The organism is Amycolatopsis dongchuanensis (assembly GCF_039542405.1).
Taxonomy (GTDB): domain Bacteria; phylum Actinomycetota; class Actinomycetes; order Mycobacteriales; family Pseudonocardiaceae; genus Amycolatopsis_E; species Amycolatopsis_E sacchari.
Window position 1 is genome coordinate 42,038 of sequence record NZ_BAABIB010000172.1, and the last position, 15,676, is coordinate 57,713.

13 protein-coding genes are annotated in these 15,676 nt (G+C 71.3%); 12 read left to right on the forward strand and 1 reads right to left on the reverse strand.

The genetic code is table 11. The annotated features are described in order from the left end of the window. Positions 1-19: 19 nt before the first annotated feature. The 10 genes from ABFX51_RS39140 (at position 20) to ABFX51_RS39185 (ending at position 12,049) form a co-directional block, all read left to right on the forward strand. Positions 20-976 carry a substrate-binding domain-containing protein gene (locus ABFX51_RS39140; RefSeq protein WP_346056920.1) on the forward strand — a complete coding sequence of 319 codons (957 nt, stop codon included), beginning with the start codon at positions 20-22 and terminating at the stop codon, positions 974-976. Between the two features lies 1 nt (position 977). Beyond that, positions 978-2,504: a sugar ABC transporter ATP-binding protein gene (locus tag ABFX51_RS39145; protein WP_346056922.1), complete on the forward strand. Its 1,527-nt coding sequence runs from the start codon at positions 978-980 to the stop codon at positions 2,502-2,504. 4 nt (positions 2,505-2,508) lie between these two features. Beyond that, positions 2,509-3,522, forward strand: coding sequence for an ABC transporter permease subunit (locus tag ABFX51_RS39150; protein ID WP_346056924.1), 1,014 nt, complete (start codon positions 2,509-2,511; stop codon positions 3,520-3,522). Then, complete coding sequence (locus ABFX51_RS39155) at positions 3,519-4,580, forward strand: SDR family oxidoreductase (RefSeq protein WP_346056926.1); 1,062 nt, start codon at positions 3,519-3,521, stop codon at positions 4,578-4,580. Before ABFX51_RS39150 ends, ABFX51_RS39155 begins: the two co-directional genes overlap by 4 nt. A gap of 26 nt (positions 4,581-4,606) precedes the next feature. After that, entirely contained in the window at positions 4,607-6,343 is a 1,737-nt protein-coding gene (locus tag ABFX51_RS39160; RefSeq protein WP_346056928.1) for a flavin-containing monooxygenase, read from the forward strand. Positions 6,344-7,231: 888 nt separating this feature from the next. After that, positions 7,232-8,578 (forward strand): RraA family protein, encoded by a 1,347-nt coding sequence (locus tag ABFX51_RS39165; protein ID WP_346056930.1) that lies wholly within the window; start codon positions 7,232-7,234, stop codon positions 8,576-8,578. Further along, a complete protein-coding gene (locus ABFX51_RS39170; RefSeq protein ID WP_346056932.1) occupies positions 8,578-9,999 on the forward strand; it encodes a TRAP transporter large permease subunit in 1,422 nt (473 codons plus the stop codon). The genes ABFX51_RS39165 and ABFX51_RS39170 overlap by 1 nt, the downstream gene beginning before the upstream one ends. Before the next feature lie 24 nt (positions 10,000-10,023). Next, a complete protein-coding gene (locus ABFX51_RS39175) occupies positions 10,024-10,290 on the forward strand; it encodes a hypothetical protein (RefSeq protein ID WP_148085745.1) in 267 nt (88 codons plus the stop codon). Then, complete coding sequence (locus ABFX51_RS39180; protein WP_346056934.1) at positions 10,283-11,260, forward strand: cyclase family protein; 978 nt, start codon at positions 10,283-10,285, stop codon at positions 11,258-11,260. The genes ABFX51_RS39175 and ABFX51_RS39180 overlap by 8 nt, the downstream gene beginning before the upstream one ends. Before the next feature lie 30 nt (positions 11,261-11,290). Continuing rightward, a complete protein-coding gene (locus ABFX51_RS39185) occupies positions 11,291-12,049 on the forward strand; it encodes an IclR family transcriptional regulator (protein WP_346056936.1) in 759 nt (252 codons plus the stop codon). Positions 12,050-12,085: 36 nt separating this feature from the next. Here ABFX51_RS39185 and ABFX51_RS39190 read toward each other — a convergent pair whose 3' ends face one another. After that, complete coding sequence (locus ABFX51_RS39190) at positions 12,086-12,991, reverse strand: LysR family transcriptional regulator (protein WP_346056938.1); 906 nt, start codon at positions 12,989-12,991, stop codon at positions 12,086-12,088. 258 nt (positions 12,992-13,249) lie between these two features. Here ABFX51_RS39190 and ABFX51_RS39195 point away from each other — a divergent pair, with 258 nt between their 5' ends. Beyond that, a complete protein-coding gene (locus tag ABFX51_RS39195) occupies positions 13,250-14,962 on the forward strand; it encodes an ABC transporter substrate-binding protein (RefSeq protein ID WP_346056940.1) in 1,713 nt (570 codons plus the stop codon). A 1-nt stretch (position 14,963) separates the two neighbouring features. After that, positions 14,964-15,676, forward strand: a 713-nt coding sequence (locus ABFX51_RS39200) for an ABC transporter permease (protein ID WP_346056941.1), incomplete at its 3' end; no start/stop codon positions are given.

Genomic DNA, 15,676 nt, shown 5'->3' on the forward strand with positions numbered 1-15,676 from the left:
CAGACAAGGAAATCCGACCATGATTCATCGCATGCTGCCCTGCCGACGGCCGCTGCGCCGCGCGGGCGCGCTCGCCGCGGCCGGCCTCGCGGCACTCGCCACACTCGCCGGCTGCGCGTCCGGCGCCGGCTCCGCCGGGGGCGACCTCACCATCGGTGTGACGCTCAACGCCGCCTCGAACCCCTTCTTCCTCGCCGAGGGCCGGGCCATCGAGCAGGCGGCCGGACCCGGTGTGCGCGTGGCCGTCCAGTACGCCAACGCCGACGTCGCGACCCAGAGCAACCAGATCGACACCTTCGTCCGCCAGCGCGTGGGCTCCATCGTCGTCGACGCGGTGGATTCCGACGGGATCGGACCCGCCGTGCTTCGTGCCAGGCAGGCGGGCATCCCGGTCGTGGCCATCGACGTCACCGCCACCGGCGCGAACGCCACGGTCGCCAGCGACAACGTGCAAGCGGGCCGCGACGCGTGCGCCTACCTCGCCGAGCAGCTCGGCGGCCGGGCGAAGATCGCGATCGTGGACGGCTCGGCGGTGTCCGCCATCGCCGACCGCATGAGCGGATGCCGCCAGGCCCTCGCGCAGGCGCCCGGCATCGAGGTCGTCGCCACCCAGCGTGCCGACCTGACCCGGGACAAGAGCATGACCGTGGCGAGCAACATCCTCACCGCGCACCCGGACGTCGCCGGGTTCTTCGGGGTCAACGACCCGACGGCGATCGGCATCGCGCTCGCCGCGCAGCAGAAGGGCGCGCGGGTGAAGGTGGTCGGCGTCGACGGTGCGCGGCAGCTGACGGATCTCTTCGGCGAGGGCTTGATCATCGGGACCTCTGGGCAGGACCCGGCCAAGCTCGGGCGCACGGGACTCGATCTGGCGACCCGGCTCGCGCGCAAGGAGCAGGTGCCGTCCGCGCCGGTGCTGATCCCCACCGTGCTGGTCACGCCGCAAACCCTGACCGCCTACCCGAGCTGGGGCTGACATGGCATCCCACGACGACGAGGCCGTGGTGCGGCTGGAGGACGTCACCAAGTCCTTCGCGGGCAACTCCGTGCTGCGCGGGGTGTCGTTCACCCTGACGTCCGGCGAGGTGCACGTGCTGGCCGGCGAGAACGGCGCGGGCAAGTCCACATTGATCAAAGTGCTGACCGGCATCCACGCCCCGGACGGCGGACGGGTGCTCGTCGACGGGGAGCCGGTGACCTTCGCCGGGCCCGGTGACGCGCGGCGGCGCGGGCTCACCGTGATACACCAGGAACTGAGCCTGGTGCCGGAACTGACCGTCGCGGAGAACATCGTCCTCGGCCGCGAGCCGCGGCGCCGCGGCGGCCGGCTCGACCGCCGACGGTCCCGGGAACGGGCCGTCGCAGCGCTGGCCCGGGTGGGCGCCGCGCTCGACCCGGATACCCGCGTGGCCGATCTCAACACCGGACAGCAGCAGCTGGTCGAGATCGCGCGCGCCCTCGCCGACCACCCGCGGGTGCTGGTGCTCGACGAGCCGACGGCGGCGCTGTCCGACGAAGAAGCCCGGGCGCTGCTGGCGATCGTGGCGGAACTGCGCGACGCCGGGCTCGCCCTGCTCTACATCAGCCACCGGATGGCCGAGATCGCCCAGATCGCCGATCGCGTCACCGTTCTCCGCGATGGCCGGGTCGCGGACACCATGACCCGCGCGAAGTCCACTGAGGACCGGATTGTGACCTCCATGGTCGGCCGTCCCGTGGCGAACCTCTACCAGCACGGCGACCGCGAACCCTCGTCGCAGGTCCGGCTGCGGGTGGAGCGGATCAGGTCCCGGACGGTGCGGGAGTGCACATTGGAGGTGCGGGCCGGGGAGGTCGTCGGACTCGCCGGAATCGTCGGCGCCGGTCGCAGCGAGCTGTGCCGGCTGATCGCCGGATTCGACCGCGCCGACGGGGGAGTGGTCACCGTCGACGGCCGCCCGGTCGACAACGGCCGTCCCGCCTCCGCCGCTGCCGCGGGAATCGTGATGCTCCCGGAAAGCCGCAAGACCCAGGGCTTGTTCCCCGCGATGTCGGTCGCCGACAACGTCTGCACCGGCACCGGATTGGGGCGGCGGAGGCTGGGCCGGACCTCTGCGGGCGCCCGCAGATCAGCCGCGCGACGCTACGCCGACCGCATGCGGATCAAGTCGGCCGGCCTGGACCAGCGCGTCGCCGAGCTGTCCGGCGGCAACCAGCAGAAGGTGCTGCTGGCCCGGTGCCTGGCCCGCCGCCCCGCCGTGCTCATCCTGGACGAACCCACCCGCGGCGTCGACATCGGCGCCAAGGCCGACATCTACGCCCTCGTCAACGAAGTCGCCGCCCGCGGCGTCGCCGTCCTGCTCATCTCCTCCGAACTGCCGGAGGTGCTCGGCCTCGCCGACCGCGTCCTGGTGATGAGCGGCCGATCGATCGTCGCCGAGTTGTCGGGCGCGGCCCTGACCGAAGAAGAGGTCATCCGGTACGCGACCGGCGCCGGCGCGCCCGCCGAACTCACACAGAGGTGATCCGATGGAAACGACGGTAGTGACCGAAGCCGCCCGGCCGCAGCGGCAGGACCAGCCACGGCGGCTGCGCGGACCGGGCAGCGTGACCGACTGGCTCGGGGTGCTGTCCGCGCTGCTGGTGCTCGTGATCCTGTTCGCGATCGCGGCGCCCTACTTCTTCACCGTGCCCAACCTGCTGGACATCGCCCGGCAGATCGCCGTCACCGCGGTCCTCGGCGCAGGCCTGACGTTCGTCATCATCACCGCGGGCATCGATCTGTCGGTCGGCTCGGCCGTGGGGGTCACCGCGTTCGTGGCGGTGTCGCTGTCGCTGAACGGGGTGCCGGCCGTGGCCGCACTCCCGGCCGCGCTGGCGGCCGGGGTCGTCGTGGGCCTGGTCAACGGCGTCCTGGTGGCAGGTCTCGGACTGGCCCCGTTCATCGTGACCCTGGCCGCGCTCACCTATCTGCGCGGCGTCACCTATGTCGGCACCGACGGCACGACCTTGTTCTCCACGGACCTGAGCTACGCCGCACTGGGCAGCGGGACCGTGCTGGGCGTCCCGACCCCGGTGCTGATCATGGTCGCGGTCTTCGCCGCGGGTGGTTACCTGCTCAACCGCACGGTGTTCGGCCGCTGGATCTTCGCCGTGGGCGGCAATCCCGAAGCTGCCCGGCTCGCCGGCATCCCGGTCCGGCGCGTGCTGGTGTGGGTGTACGTCCTGTCCGGACTATGCGCCGCGATCGGCGGGGTGATCGCCTCGGCCCGGCTGCAGAGCTCGGTGCCGGACCTGGGCAGCGGCTACGAGCTGTCCGCCATCGCGGCGGTGGTGCTCGGCGGAACCTCCCTGATGGGCGGGCGCGGCTCGCTGACCGGGACGTTCCTCGGCGCCGCGATCATGGGTGTGCTCGTCAACGGCATGACGCTGCTCGACGTGTCGTCGTTCTACCAGCAGATCATCCAGGGCGCCGTCATCGTCGTCGCCGTCGCGCTGGACCGCCTGCGGTCCCGCCGCACCGGAGCGGGAGGAGCGCGATGACCACCGGAACCACACTCGTCGTCGGCGCGCACGGGGTGATCGGCGGGGCGGTGGCGCAGCGGTTGCGCGACCACGGCCGGCCGGTGGCGACGCTGGCGCGCCGCGGCCCGGTCACCCTCCCCGGCGGCGCCGTGATCGACGACCACGTGCGGGTAGACCTGCTCGACCGCGAGGCCACCAGCGCCGCGCTGGCGGAACGGAGCGACATCACCCACGTCGTGTTCGCCGCCTACGTCGAGCGCGAGACCATGGCGGCGACGGTCGGACCGAACGTCGCGATGCTGCGCCACCTCCTCGACGCGCTGCACGAGAGCGCCTCGACGGTGCGCCACGTCGTGCTCATCGGCGGGGGCAAGTCCTACGGCGAGCACCTCGGCCACTACAAAACCCCGGCCAAGGAGAGCGATCCGCGCTTCCTCGGCCCGATCTTCTACAACGACCAGGAAGATCTGCTGTGGGCCGACTCCGAACGGGCGGGGTACACGTGGACGGTGCTGCGGCCGGACGGGGTGCTCGGGGTCAGCCTCGGCTCACCCATGAACCTCGTTACCGGGCTGGCCGTGTTCGCCGCGGTCAGCAAGCACCATGGCGTGCCCCTGCGCTTCCCCGGCACACCGGGCGCGTGGACCGCCCTGCACCAGGCCACCGACGCGCGGATCGTCGCCGGCGCGGTGGAATGGGCGCTGGACAGCCCGGCCGCCCGCGGCGAGGTCTTCAACGTCACCAACGGCGACCACTTCCGCTGGCAGCACCTGTGGCCCGAGCTCGCCGGGTTCTTCGGCATGGTGGCCGCCCCACCCCAGCCGATGCCGCTCGCCGAACAGATGGCGGACAAGGACGCCGCGTGGGACGCGATCACCGCCGAACACGGGCTGCGGGAGCTCCCGTTGTCCACACTGGCGTCGTGGCCGTTCATCGACGGCTGGCTCGCCAACGACGCCGACATGGTGCAGAGCACCATCAAGATCCGCCGCGCCGGATTCACCGACTGCGTCGACACCCACGACAGCTTCCTGGACAACCTCTCCCGCATGCGCGCGCTGCGCCTGATCCCGTGACCGTCCGCGACCCTCAGGAGACGATGATGACCACGACCGACCCGGCCACGATCGCCGAGCGCTGGCTCGACGAGTTCGGCAATCTGCTGACCCGGGGGGCCGACCTGTCGGCGCTGTTCGCGGACGAGTGCTACTGGCGCGACCTGGTCGCCTTCACCGACGACATCCACACCGTGGCGGGGGAGGGGGTGCCCACCGGGCTGGCTGCCCGCCAGCCCGTCGCGAAGGCGACCGGCTTCCGGATCGCGGACGGCCGCACACCGCCGCGGTTCGTCGACCGCAACGGGATCCACGCCGTGGAGGCGATCTTCGAGTTCGAGGTCACCGCAGGCGGCGGGACGGGGGTCGTGCGGCTGGTCGAGGAACCCGGGCGCGGTCACGTGGCGCGGAACCTGCTGACCACGCTGGACCAGCTGGCGGGGTACCCGGAACGGGTCGGCGAGAACCGCCCGGTCGGCCAGCGCGACTCGGCGAAGTTCGGGGGCCCGAACTGGCTCGACCGCCGGGAGGCGGCGCGCGCCTACGCCGACCGCGATCCCGACGTCCTCGTCGTCGGCGGTGGGCAGAGCGGCCTGGCCCTCGCCGCGCGCCTGGGACAGCTCGACGTCGACACGCTCGTGATCGACACCCATGAACGCCCGGGTGACAACTGGCGCAAGCGCTACCACGCGCTCACCCTGCACAACGCGGTCTGGCTCAACGACCTGCCCTACATGCCGTTCCCGCCGACCTGGCCGGTGTTCGTGCCCAAGGACAAGCTGGCCGGCTGGTTCGAGTCCTACGTGGACGCGATGGAGATCAACTTCTGGGGCGGCACCACATTCGAAGGCGGGGCGTATTCGGCGGAGAGCGGTACGTGGGAGGCCCGGCTGCGGCGTGCGGACGGCACTGTGCGGGTGCTGCGGCCCCGGCACCTCGTGATCGCGACCGGGGTGAGCGGGATCCCGTTCGTGCCGCGGCTTCCCGGGCTGGACGAGTTCGCGGGCGAGGTGGTGCATTCCAGTGCCTACCAGGACGGCGCGGCCCACGCCGGCCGGCGGGTCGTCGTCGTGGGCACCGGCAACAGCGGTCACGACGTGGCGCAGGACCTGCACGCCAACGGCGCTTCGGTCACCATGATCCAGCGCAGCCCCACGACCGTGGTCAGCATCGACCCGAGCGCGGCGCTGGCCGACGCCTCCTACCTGACCGCGCCGACTCTGGAGGACAGCGACCTGATCGGGTTGTCCGTGCCCTACCCCGATCTGGTGGTGGGCGCCAAGCAGCTCACGGCGCGGATGAAGGAGCTGGACCGCGACCTGGTCGAGGGGCTGCACCGGGTGGGTTTCCGCACCGACTACGGGCACGACGAGACCGGCCAGCAGATGAAGTACATGCGCCGGGGCGGCGGGTACTACCTCAACGTCGGGTGCTCGGACCTGATCGTCTCCGGGGAGATCGGGCTGGCGCAGTGGTCGGACGCGGACCGCTTCACGCGGGAGGGGCTGCGCATGTTCGACGGTTCGGTGATCGAAGCGGACCTCGTCGTGCTCGCCACCGGGTACCAGAGCCAGCAGGAGGGCGTGCGGCGCCTGCTGGGGGACGAGGTCGCCGACACTGTGGGCCCGATCTGGGGCTACGACGACGAGGGCGAGGTCCGCAACATGTGGCGGCACACCGCGCAGCCCGGTCTGTGGTTCACCGCAGGCAACTTCCAGATGTGCCGGACCTACTCCAAGGTCCTGGCCTTCCAGCTGCGCCGCAGCCTCGACCAGGAGGCATGACCGGGGTGGTTCCGCGCCGCGCGGCGCGGAACCACCACCCGGCGGTGCAAGATCGCGGCCAGTGTGTCTCAGGGGACAGTTCCTCGAGCACCTGGCCTTTTCGGCGGGCGCGGGCGGGGTAGTCGCGGGCCTTGCCTGCGGCGATGAGCTCGAGCAGGGGCTCGGGGCGAGCCCGCAGTAGCCGGCGAGCAGGCCGTCGACGTCGAATAGGAACGCGGCCAGGGTTCGGTTGTCCTCCACCAGGAGAGTTCCGGACGCACGCGTGAGCGCCCATGCTGGTCGCAACGAGCGACCGACGTGGTTGATGCTGCGGTGGCGCATCAGGGGTAGGTGGCGGGTGATGGTGGCGGCGTGCTGATGCGCGCGCGATGGTGGAATCAACCGAGATGGTCGGCCGACGCGAGCCACCGCTGCAGCACGACATCACCGGCCCGGCGGCGCGGCCTGGTCCAGCGGCGTCCGAAACGGTCTGCCCGGGCTTCCCAGTCTGCGCCGGCGGCAAGTTCTCGATCCGGACACCGCGGCACGGCGAGCAGCATCCCAGCCACCAGCCACAACCGTCGTCAGCCAAGAGGAGCCGGCCTCGTGGACGGAAATTCGAGGCGTTGAACCGTTCTTCCGAAGAAGTGGACGACGCGAATCCACATCGGACAGTTCGGGCGCGCCGAGCCCCGATGTGACGTGCAGCCGGCCCCGGTGGTGATACGCAAGGTCCGGGGGCCGGCCACTCGACGACGCCGCCGACGGCACCGCCGTGAGGCGCGCCGCCTTCCGTGGTCGGCGCGGCGGACCGGCGCGGCTCACCGTTGACTCATCTCCCATCTTGTGGCAATACTATCCGCACAACGAGATGGCTTACCGCTGTGTGGAAACCTGCAAGGAGGCAGAATGCGGATGTCGGTGCTGGGGCTCGGCGAGGCCGGGACGCTGTACGCGGCCGGCCTTGTCGCGCGCGGCTGGACCGTGGCGGGGTACGACCCCGCCGACAACGCGACGCCGGCGGGGGTGGAACGCGCGGACACTCCGGAGGAGGCGGTCCGTGACGCGGACGTGGTGCTCAGCCTGGTGGGCGGGCGCGCCGCGGTCGAAGCCGCGCAGTCGGTCGCGCAGTTCCTGCCGCCCGCGGCCGTGTACGTGGACATGAACGCGGCCGCGCCCGAGGTCAAGCGCACGATCGCGGGAATGGTGGGCGAGAGCCGGTTCGCCGACGTGGCGGTGATCGGGCCGGTGCCCGCCCACGGCGCCGCCACCCCGGTGATCATCAGCGGTCACGCCTCCGCCCGGGCCGCCACGACCTTCGAGCAGCTGGGTGCGCGCGTGGACGACATCGGGGGAGCACCCGGTGCGGCGTCGGCCCGCAAGTTGCTGCGCAGCACCTTCATGAAGGGCCTGGGCGCGCTCATCGTGGAATCGGTCCTGGCGGGTCGCGCGGCGGGCGCGGAGGACTGGGTTCGTGAGCAGATGGCCCGCGAACTGTCCGGCGGAGACGCGGCGGTGAACCGGCTGCACGACGGCACGCTCAAACACGCCGCCCGGCGCGCTGGTGAAGCCGACGCGGCCGCGGCGCTGCTCGATTCGCTCGGGGTGCTGCCGGTGATGACCCGGGCCACCGCGGAGGTGCACCGCGGCCGCGCGGACGCCGCGCTCGCCCCGGCCGAGGACCTGTGGCCGGAGTTCGAGGGACTCGCCGTCGCCAACATCGGCGACGCACGCGATCGTATGGGCATGCTCGATGGCGGAATCCGCGCCCTGTGGAAGGGCGCTCGAGTGGTCGGGCGCGCCCGGACGGTGTGGGTGCCCCACGGCGACAACCTGGCGGTGCACAGGGCGATCGCCTGCTCACGGCCGGGTGACGTGCTGGTCGTCAACGGTGGCGGCGACACCAGCCGGGCGCTGCTGGGCGAGCTGATGGCCGAGCGCGCCAAGCGCCGCGGGGTCCGGGGCATCGTGGCCGACGGGGTGCTGCGCGACGTGAGCGAACTGGAGAAGATCGGCTTCCCGGCGTGGGCCCGCGGCGCCTGCCCGGCCGGACCGTACAAGAACGGCCCGGGCCAGGTGGACGTGCCGGTCGCGGTCGGCGGGGTGGTCGTGCGGCCCGGCGACGTGGTCGTCGGCGACGACGACGGCGTCATCGTGATCCCCGCGGCCGAGGCCGCGGCCAGCCTCCTCGGGGGCCGCGCCGTGGAAGCCGACGAGGCGCAGCGCCGCGCCGCGATCCTCGCCGGGACCGCGTGATGGCCGGGGTGTGGGCACTGCTCGCGTTCGTCGCGGTGATCATCGTGTGGAACGCGGTGTTCAAGCGCAACATCGGTGAGGCGATGATCCTCGGGTTCGTGGCCGTGTGCGGGTTCGCGGTGTTCGGCGGCACCGAGGACGGCGGATCCGCGTGGTCGGCCATCGAGCACGCGGTGGTCGACTCGATGCAGGAGGAGGTCACCTTCGCCGGGCTGGCCTTCGTGTTCATGTCCTACCTGCTCGCCAAGACCCCGGTGCTGGACAAGCTGATCGACCTGCTCAACTCCGTCCTCGGGCGTCTGCGTGGCGGCCCGGTCTACACGGCGACCGTCGCCGGGGGCATCTTCGGTGCGATCGCCCACGTCGGCGCCGCCGTCACGGCCGCGGTCGGTTCGGTGACCGTGCCGTGGATGAAACGGTCCGGCGTCAAGCCCGAACTTGCCGCCACCGTGGTCGCCGGCGGCGCCGGGATGGGCGTGACGTTCCCGTTCTCGGCCACCATGTTCATCCTCGTCGGCGGGCTCGCCGCGCAGGGCATCATGCAGGCCGACGAGATCGTCAAACCCCTCGCCATCGCCGGACTGTGGTGCCTGGGCTACCGGATCGTGCTGTCGTGGTTCCTGATCCGGCGCAACGGCATCGAACCGATCGCCGAGAGCGACCGGATCCCGTTCGGCCGCAGCCTGCGTTCCGGATGGACCTCATTGCTGCTGTTCCTGCCGATCCTCGTCCCGCTGCTGCTCACCCGCGGCCCGGTCGCCGAAGCGCTGGGCACCTACTCCGGCGTCGGCGAGGCCCTGAAGAAGCCCGTCGCACTCGCCGACGGCACCAAACTGCCCGCGCAGCCCTACTCGATGCCGGACGTGATCAGCCTGATCACCTGGATCCCGGTGCTGATGATCGCGCTGGTGCTATTCCTCGGCCGCAAGCACCTGCCCCGCACCGCCCCCGGGTGGTGGTCGGTCATCGGCAAGGCGGCGCCGTCCTTCGGCGTCATCGGCATCACCATCGTCGCCGCGTTCTCCGCCTCCAACGTCCTGGCCGATCTCGGCCTCGCCGGGCAGCTGGAGACCGTGCTGTCCGGGCTCGACGCGCCCGCGTGGATCATGGCCATCGCGATCGGCGTGATCATCGTGGCCATCGCGATCCCGCTCACCGCGAGCGCGACCATGGCCGCGGTGGGGCCCGTCGCGGTGGCCGCCCTGGCCGGCGCCGGCGTTCCCGCGCCGATCGCCGCCGCAGCGGTCCTGATCTTCGCCTCGACCGAGGGAGCGTCGCCGCCCTCCGGCGCGCCGATCTACGTCGCGGCCGGCATCGCCCGGGTCGACCCGGTCAAGACCTTCCTGCCCCTGCTCAAGTACTACTGCCTGCCCATCCTCGCCCTCGGTGTCGGCATCGCCGTCGGTGTGCTCCCCGTCTGACGCCGAAACGGAAGGAACAGACCCATGAGTTCAACGATGAACCAGATCACCTCCCGTCCGAACCGGACAGTCCGGATCGCCACCTTCCTCTTCGCCCTCACCGTCGTGTTCTTCCTCCTCGCCGGACTGGCGATCGTCGTCGGGCAGATCGCCACTCTCGCCGCGGGCGAAGCCACCGCCGCCCGCCACTGGGCCGCGGCCGTCGCTCCCTACGCGTTCGGGGGCGCCTCCGTCGCCGGGTTGCTGTCCTTCGCCCTCTCCTACCGCAAGCAGGACCCCGACCGTGACTGACCACCGCATGGACGTGCCCACGTATGCACAGCTGCGTGGGCACGTCCCGCCCGGCTCCAGCTGGGGCGTCTTCGAGCACGACCCCGAACGCGGCATGGCCAACTTCGCCGGTCCCGCGCAGGTTCTCGACGCGCTCGCCTGCGTCAGGCGCGGCGCGGTCTTCAGCCTCGACCACGCCCTCGACGCGTTCGACCCGCCGATGGCGCGGGCGCGGAAAGCGCCGCGCCACGAGCTGCTTTCCGCGCACGCCGAGGCTCGCGACGACGTGCTGCGCGAGTTCTACCTGCAGGCCACCTCGCAGGTCGACGGTCTGCGGCACCGGCGCGCGTCCGGGTACGGCTTCTACAACGGGGTGCCCGATGACGACATCCGGGCGGGGCGGCCGGCGCTCGGTGTGCAGCGCTGGGCCGAGAAACCGATCGTCGGACGCGGCCTGCTCATCGACGTGGCCGGACTTCTCGCCGCCGAGGGTGCGCCGCTGGACCACCGGCATGGTCCCGCGCTGGACGTGGACATCCTCGACCGCGCGCTGCGCGCCCAGGGCGAACGCGTACGTCCCGGGGACCTGGTGCTGGTCCACACCGGGTGGGCGCGCTGGTTCCTCGACGCCGGACCCGCCCTGCGCGCCGAAGTCCGCGAGGCCCGCCGCGCCACCGGCTTCCGGCAGACCCACGACCTGCCGGAGTGGCTGTGGGACCACCAGGTCGCGTTGTTCGCCACCGACACCTTCGCCGTCGAAGTCCTGCCGGTCGCCGCCGACACCTTCTTGGCCGGCGCGCCCGAGGACGCGGGCATGATGCACCAGGAGCTCATCGCCAAGCTCGGCGTGCCCCTCGGGGAGCTGTGGAACCTCACCGGCCTGGTGGCCGACAGCCGGGTCCACGGGAGGTGGGACGCGCTCGTCACCGTCAAGCCCCTGCACCTCGTCGGCGGGGTCGGCTCGCCGCCCAACGCCACCGCACTCCGGTGACTGTGCTCACTGTGTGGGAAGATGTGGCTCATGGCCGAGCCGGACAAACCCGCGACGAGCATGCGCTCGCTCGAGCGGGCCATCGACATCCTCGAGGTCATCGACTCGAGCCAGCACGCCCTGCGGCTGACCGAGATCGCCCGGCGGGCCGGGCTGCCGGTCGCCACCACCCAGCGCATTCTCGGGGTGCTCGAGGCGCGCGGCCGCGTCGAACGGGATGCGAACGGGTACCGGCCCGGGGTCGCCCTGATCTTCGGAGCGCACGCCTACCTCACGACGAGTCCGCTGCTGACCGCCGCCCGCCCGATCCTGCACGACCTCGCCGCCGCCACCGGTCTGACGGCGTCCCTGTTCAAGCGGATCGGCTGGTCCCGCGTGGTGCTCGCCCGCGTCGACGGCGCCAGCCCGCTGCGCTACGAACTGCCCATCGGTGAACGGCTGCCCCTGCACCTCGGCGCGGGCAAGGCCCTCACCGCGCAGTTGACCGACACCGAGCTGACCGAGTTCCTCGAGCAGCTTGGGAAACTCGGTCACCCGGGCCGCGGCCTCGTCGACCGCGACGACTTCCTGGCCGAGCTGAAGACCATCCGGGACCGCGGATACTCCCAGGCTCGCGGTGAGCGCGAACCCGGGATGGCGTCGGTCGCCGCCGCCGTGCCCGACCCGGCAGGCGCCACCGCTGCGGTCCAGGTGACCGGCACCTTCGCCGATATCCCCGAAGACCGTGTCCCCGAGCTTGGGGTGGAACTCCAGCGCGCGGCGCTCGCGATCGCGCGCCGCATCTCGTGAGCCGGAGAGCACGCCTCCGGACAGCGCGACCGGAGATCAGGGCAGGGGAGTGGGCGCCCGGTCGCGGATCACCGCTTTCAGCGCGTGCGCGACGGTGGCCACGGCGGGGTGGCCGGCCGTGCCGCGGCGGCGGCTGACCGAGATCTGCCGCGTGCCGTGGGCCACCGAACCGGCCACCAGGTGGGACAGTTCGGGCGGCACGGCCAGCCGTGGCACGATGGTGACCCCCGCGCCGGCCTCGACCAGGCGCGCCATGTCGCCGAAGTTGTCGATCCGGTGGGCGATCTGGGGTGTGAAGCCGGCGGCCCGGCAGTTGTGCAGCAGCGAGTCGATCGACGGGGCGCCCTCCGCGGCCGCTATCCAGTCGGCTTCGGCGAGCGCGCGCAGGCCGTCCCGCTCCACCCCGGCGTGCGCGGGCGGCGGCGCCAGCAGGACCAGTGGATCGGCCACCAGGAACTCCGACTCCAGACCGTCGGGCAGGGTCTGGCTGCGGAACGAGTAGTGGTAGGTGATCGCCAGATCCGCCGCACCCGCCCGCAGTGCGTTCAGCGCCGGCTCCTTGATCGCGGTGATCAGCCGCAGCTTCACGTCCGAGTGCCGCACGCGTTCCAGCAGCGGGCGGGCGAGTGCCATCAGCGCGGTGCGGAACCCCACCAGGGTCACCGTTCCGGACGTGCCCTCCCGTGCGGCCGCGACCGCGCTTTCGGCCTCGTCCAGCGCCTGCAGCACCTTCGCGGCGTGCCGGACCAGCACCTGCCCGGCGTGGGTCAGCCGCAGCACCCGTCCGTCGCGGCGCAGCAGCGTGCTGCCTGCCTCCTGCTCCAGCGCCCGCAGCTGCTGGGACACCGCGGAGGTGGTGATGCCGTGCAGTTCCGACACCGCGCCGAGCGTGCCGTGTTCGGCGAGGTCGCGGATCAGCAGCAGCCGCCGGACGTCGTACATTCCCACAGCCTGGAACAACCTTGGGCGCTTGTCGACGCTTCCCACATAATGACCAGGCGCCTTCCGTTAAGCGAAACTGCACGAAACCCGTAGTGGGATCGAGTTGTTCCGCGACAACGTCCACATAGGACGCAACATATCGTCTTGATCCGTGGGATCCGTTGGAAGATCCCGTGGTGCGCCGTATCGTCGCGTCTGGCGCCGGCGCTCTCATCCACCATCCACAAAGGATGCTCCAGTCCCCACGGGAGAAGTGCAATGTCCGATCTTCGCAGTACCCTCGCCAACGCCGGGGTCCCGCGCCGCAGATGGCGCTGGGTGGCCGCGGCGGTCGCGGTCGTGGTGATCGCCGGGATCGTCGTCGCGGTCGTCCGCGGCGGTGGTTCCGGCGAGGCCACGGCCGCCGGTCAGCCCGTGCGCGGCGGCACCCTGCAGTTCGCGCTGATCGACTACCAGCGCAGCCCCGACCCGCAATGGGGGACCAACTACGCCGAATCGCTCATCGGCAACAACATCACCGACAAGCTCACCTGGCAGGACCCGGCCACCGGCGAGATCACGCCGTGGCTGGCGCAGTCCTGGGAGTACAACAGCGACCTCACCGAGTTCACCTTCCACCTGCGCCGGGACGTGACCTTCAGCGACGGCTCGCCGTTCGACGCCGAGGTGGTCAAGGCCAACTTCGACCAGTACGTCCACGGCGACCCCGCCCTGGGCATCCTGCCCAACGGCGCCTCGCTGCTGCGCGGCTACCGCGAAACCCAGGTCCTGGACCCCTACACCGTCAAGATCAGCTTCGCGCAGCCGCTGGCCAGCTTCCTGCAGGCCTCCTCGTTCACCGCGAACGCCCAGCCCGGTTTCCTGTCCCTGTCGACGCTCAAGCTCAGCGCCGACCAGCGCACCGACCCGACGAAGGTGATCGGCACCGGCCCGTTCGTCTACGAGTCGTGGGAACCGCAGGTCAAGACCGTCCTGGCGCGCCGCGCCGGCTACCACTGGTCGCCACCCGCGCTGCACCACGAGGGCGAGGCCTACCTGGACAAGGTCGTGTTCAACACGATCCCGGAGGCCAGCGTGCGCACCGGCTCGCTCGTCTCGGGCACCGTCGACGCGACCCTGGACGTCGGCACCACCGACGAGAAGCCACTGGCCGACCAGGGTTTCCAGATCATCCACCGCGGCGTCTCGGGCACCGCGATCTACTTCGCCTTCAACAGTTCGCTGTTCCCCACCAACGACATCGCCGTGCGCAAGGCCATCCAGCTCGGGTGGGACCGGCAGGCGATCGAGAAGACCATCCTCACCCCGTCCTACTCGATCGCGAAGTCCATCCTCGAACCGTCGGTGCCCGGCTTCGCCGACTACAGCGGCTCGGTCCTGCGCTACGACCCCGAACAGGCCAAGCGGCTCCTGGACCAGGCGGGCTGGGTGCCCGGGGCCGACGGGATCCGCGTGAAGGACGGCCGGAAGCTCACCGTCAAGCTGCTGGGCATCAGCAACCTCGTGGTGAACAAACCCGCCTACGAGTCGGTGCAGCAGGACCTGCGGGAGATCGGCATCGACCTGCAGCTCACCGTCGTGCCCATCCCGGACTACACCGCGCAGCAGGCCAAGGCGAAGACGGACTGGAACATCACCGCCGCCAACCGCTCCCGCAACGACCCGGCCGCGCTGACCCTGCAGTTCGGTCCCTCGGCGGGCAATAGCACCTACCTCTCGGCGGATTCCACCGGCGTGGACGTCAACGAGGTCGCGCAGGTGCTCGGCAAGCTGGAAACCACCCTGGACCCGGCGACCCGCAACGCCTACGCGAAGCAGGCGCAGGACCTCCTGCTGGAGAAGTACGCGCTGGTGAACCCGGTCTACAACCCCTCGCAGGTCATCGCGCACGCCCCGTACGTGCACGGGATCGTCTTCGACGCGCAGTCCCGCAACCACTTCGTGGACGCCTGGAAGAACCCCGGGAACTGACATGCTGCGTTACGTCGCCGGCAAGGCCGGCCGGGCGGTGTTCGTGGTCTGGGCCGCGTTCACGCTGACCTTCATCCTGCTCTACGTCCTGCCGGCGAACCCGGTCGACCTGCTCTTCGACCCGGCCGAGGTCAACTCGGTGCCGCCCGAGGTCAAGGCCGCGGTGGCCGAGAGCTACGGCTTCACGGAGCCAGTGCTGGTGCAGTACCTGGACCGGCTCGGCCACGCGGTCCGCGGTGATTTCGGCACCTCCGCCCAGACCGGGGCGTCGGTCGCCTCGTCGATCGCGGGTGTCCTGCCGGCCACGCTCGGCCTGGCCGTGGGCGCGCTGGCGCTCGCGCTGGTCATCGCGTTCGTCATCGCGCTGGTGGCGACCGCGGCCCGGCAGCGGTGGCTGCGCAACCTGGTGGAGTCGCTGCCCACGGCGTCGGTGTCGATCCCGGTGTTCCTGTCCGGGATCCTGCTGCTGCAGATCTTCGCGTTCCGGCTGGGCTGGTTCCCGGCGTTCGGCGAGCGGGGCTGGCAGAGCCTGGTGCTGCCACTGGTGACGCTGGCGATCCCGGTGTCCGGGCCCATCGCCCAGCTGCTGGTGCGGTCGTTCGCCACCGAGTTCCGGTCGGGGTACGTCACGACGAGCTGGGCCAAGGGCGCTCAGTGTGAGGGTGTGGGTGGGCTGTGGCTTGGTGGTTATGGTCCGGTTTGGTTGCGTGGTGA

Coding starts and splice junctions, on each gene's coding strand:
- ABFX51_RS39160 (WP_346056928.1), top strand. CDS start 4,607: ATGACCACGACCGACCCGGCCACGATCGCCGAGCGCTGGCTCGACGAG.
- ABFX51_RS39145 (WP_346056922.1), top strand. CDS start 978: ATGGCATCCCACGACGACGAGGCCGTGGTGCGGCTGGAGGACGTCACC.
- ABFX51_RS39195 (WP_346056940.1), top strand. CDS start 13,250: ATGTCCGATCTTCGCAGTACCCTCGCCAACGCCGGGGTCCCGCGCCGC.
- ABFX51_RS39190 (WP_346056938.1), bottom strand. CDS start 12,991: ATGTACGACGTCCGGCGGCTGCTGCTGATCCGCGACCTCGCCGAACAC.
- ABFX51_RS39155 (WP_346056926.1), top strand. CDS start 3,519: ATGACCACCGGAACCACACTCGTCGTCGGCGCGCACGGGGTGATCGGC.
- ABFX51_RS39185 (WP_346056936.1), top strand. CDS start 11,291: ATGGCCGAGCCGGACAAACCCGCGACGAGCATGCGCTCGCTCGAGCGG.
- ABFX51_RS39175 (WP_148085745.1), top strand. CDS start 10,024: ATGAGTTCAACGATGAACCAGATCACCTCCCGTCCGAACCGGACAGTC.
- ABFX51_RS39165 (WP_346056930.1), top strand. CDS start 7,232: ATGCGGATGTCGGTGCTGGGGCTCGGCGAGGCCGGGACGCTGTACGCG.
- ABFX51_RS39140 (WP_346056920.1), top strand. CDS start 20: ATGATTCATCGCATGCTGCCCTGCCGACGGCCGCTGCGCCGCGCGGGC.
- ABFX51_RS39150 (WP_346056924.1), top strand. CDS start 2,509: ATGGAAACGACGGTAGTGACCGAAGCCGCCCGGCCGCAGCGGCAGGAC.
- ABFX51_RS39170 (WP_346056932.1), top strand. CDS start 8,578: ATGGCCGGGGTGTGGGCACTGCTCGCGTTCGTCGCGGTGATCATCGTG.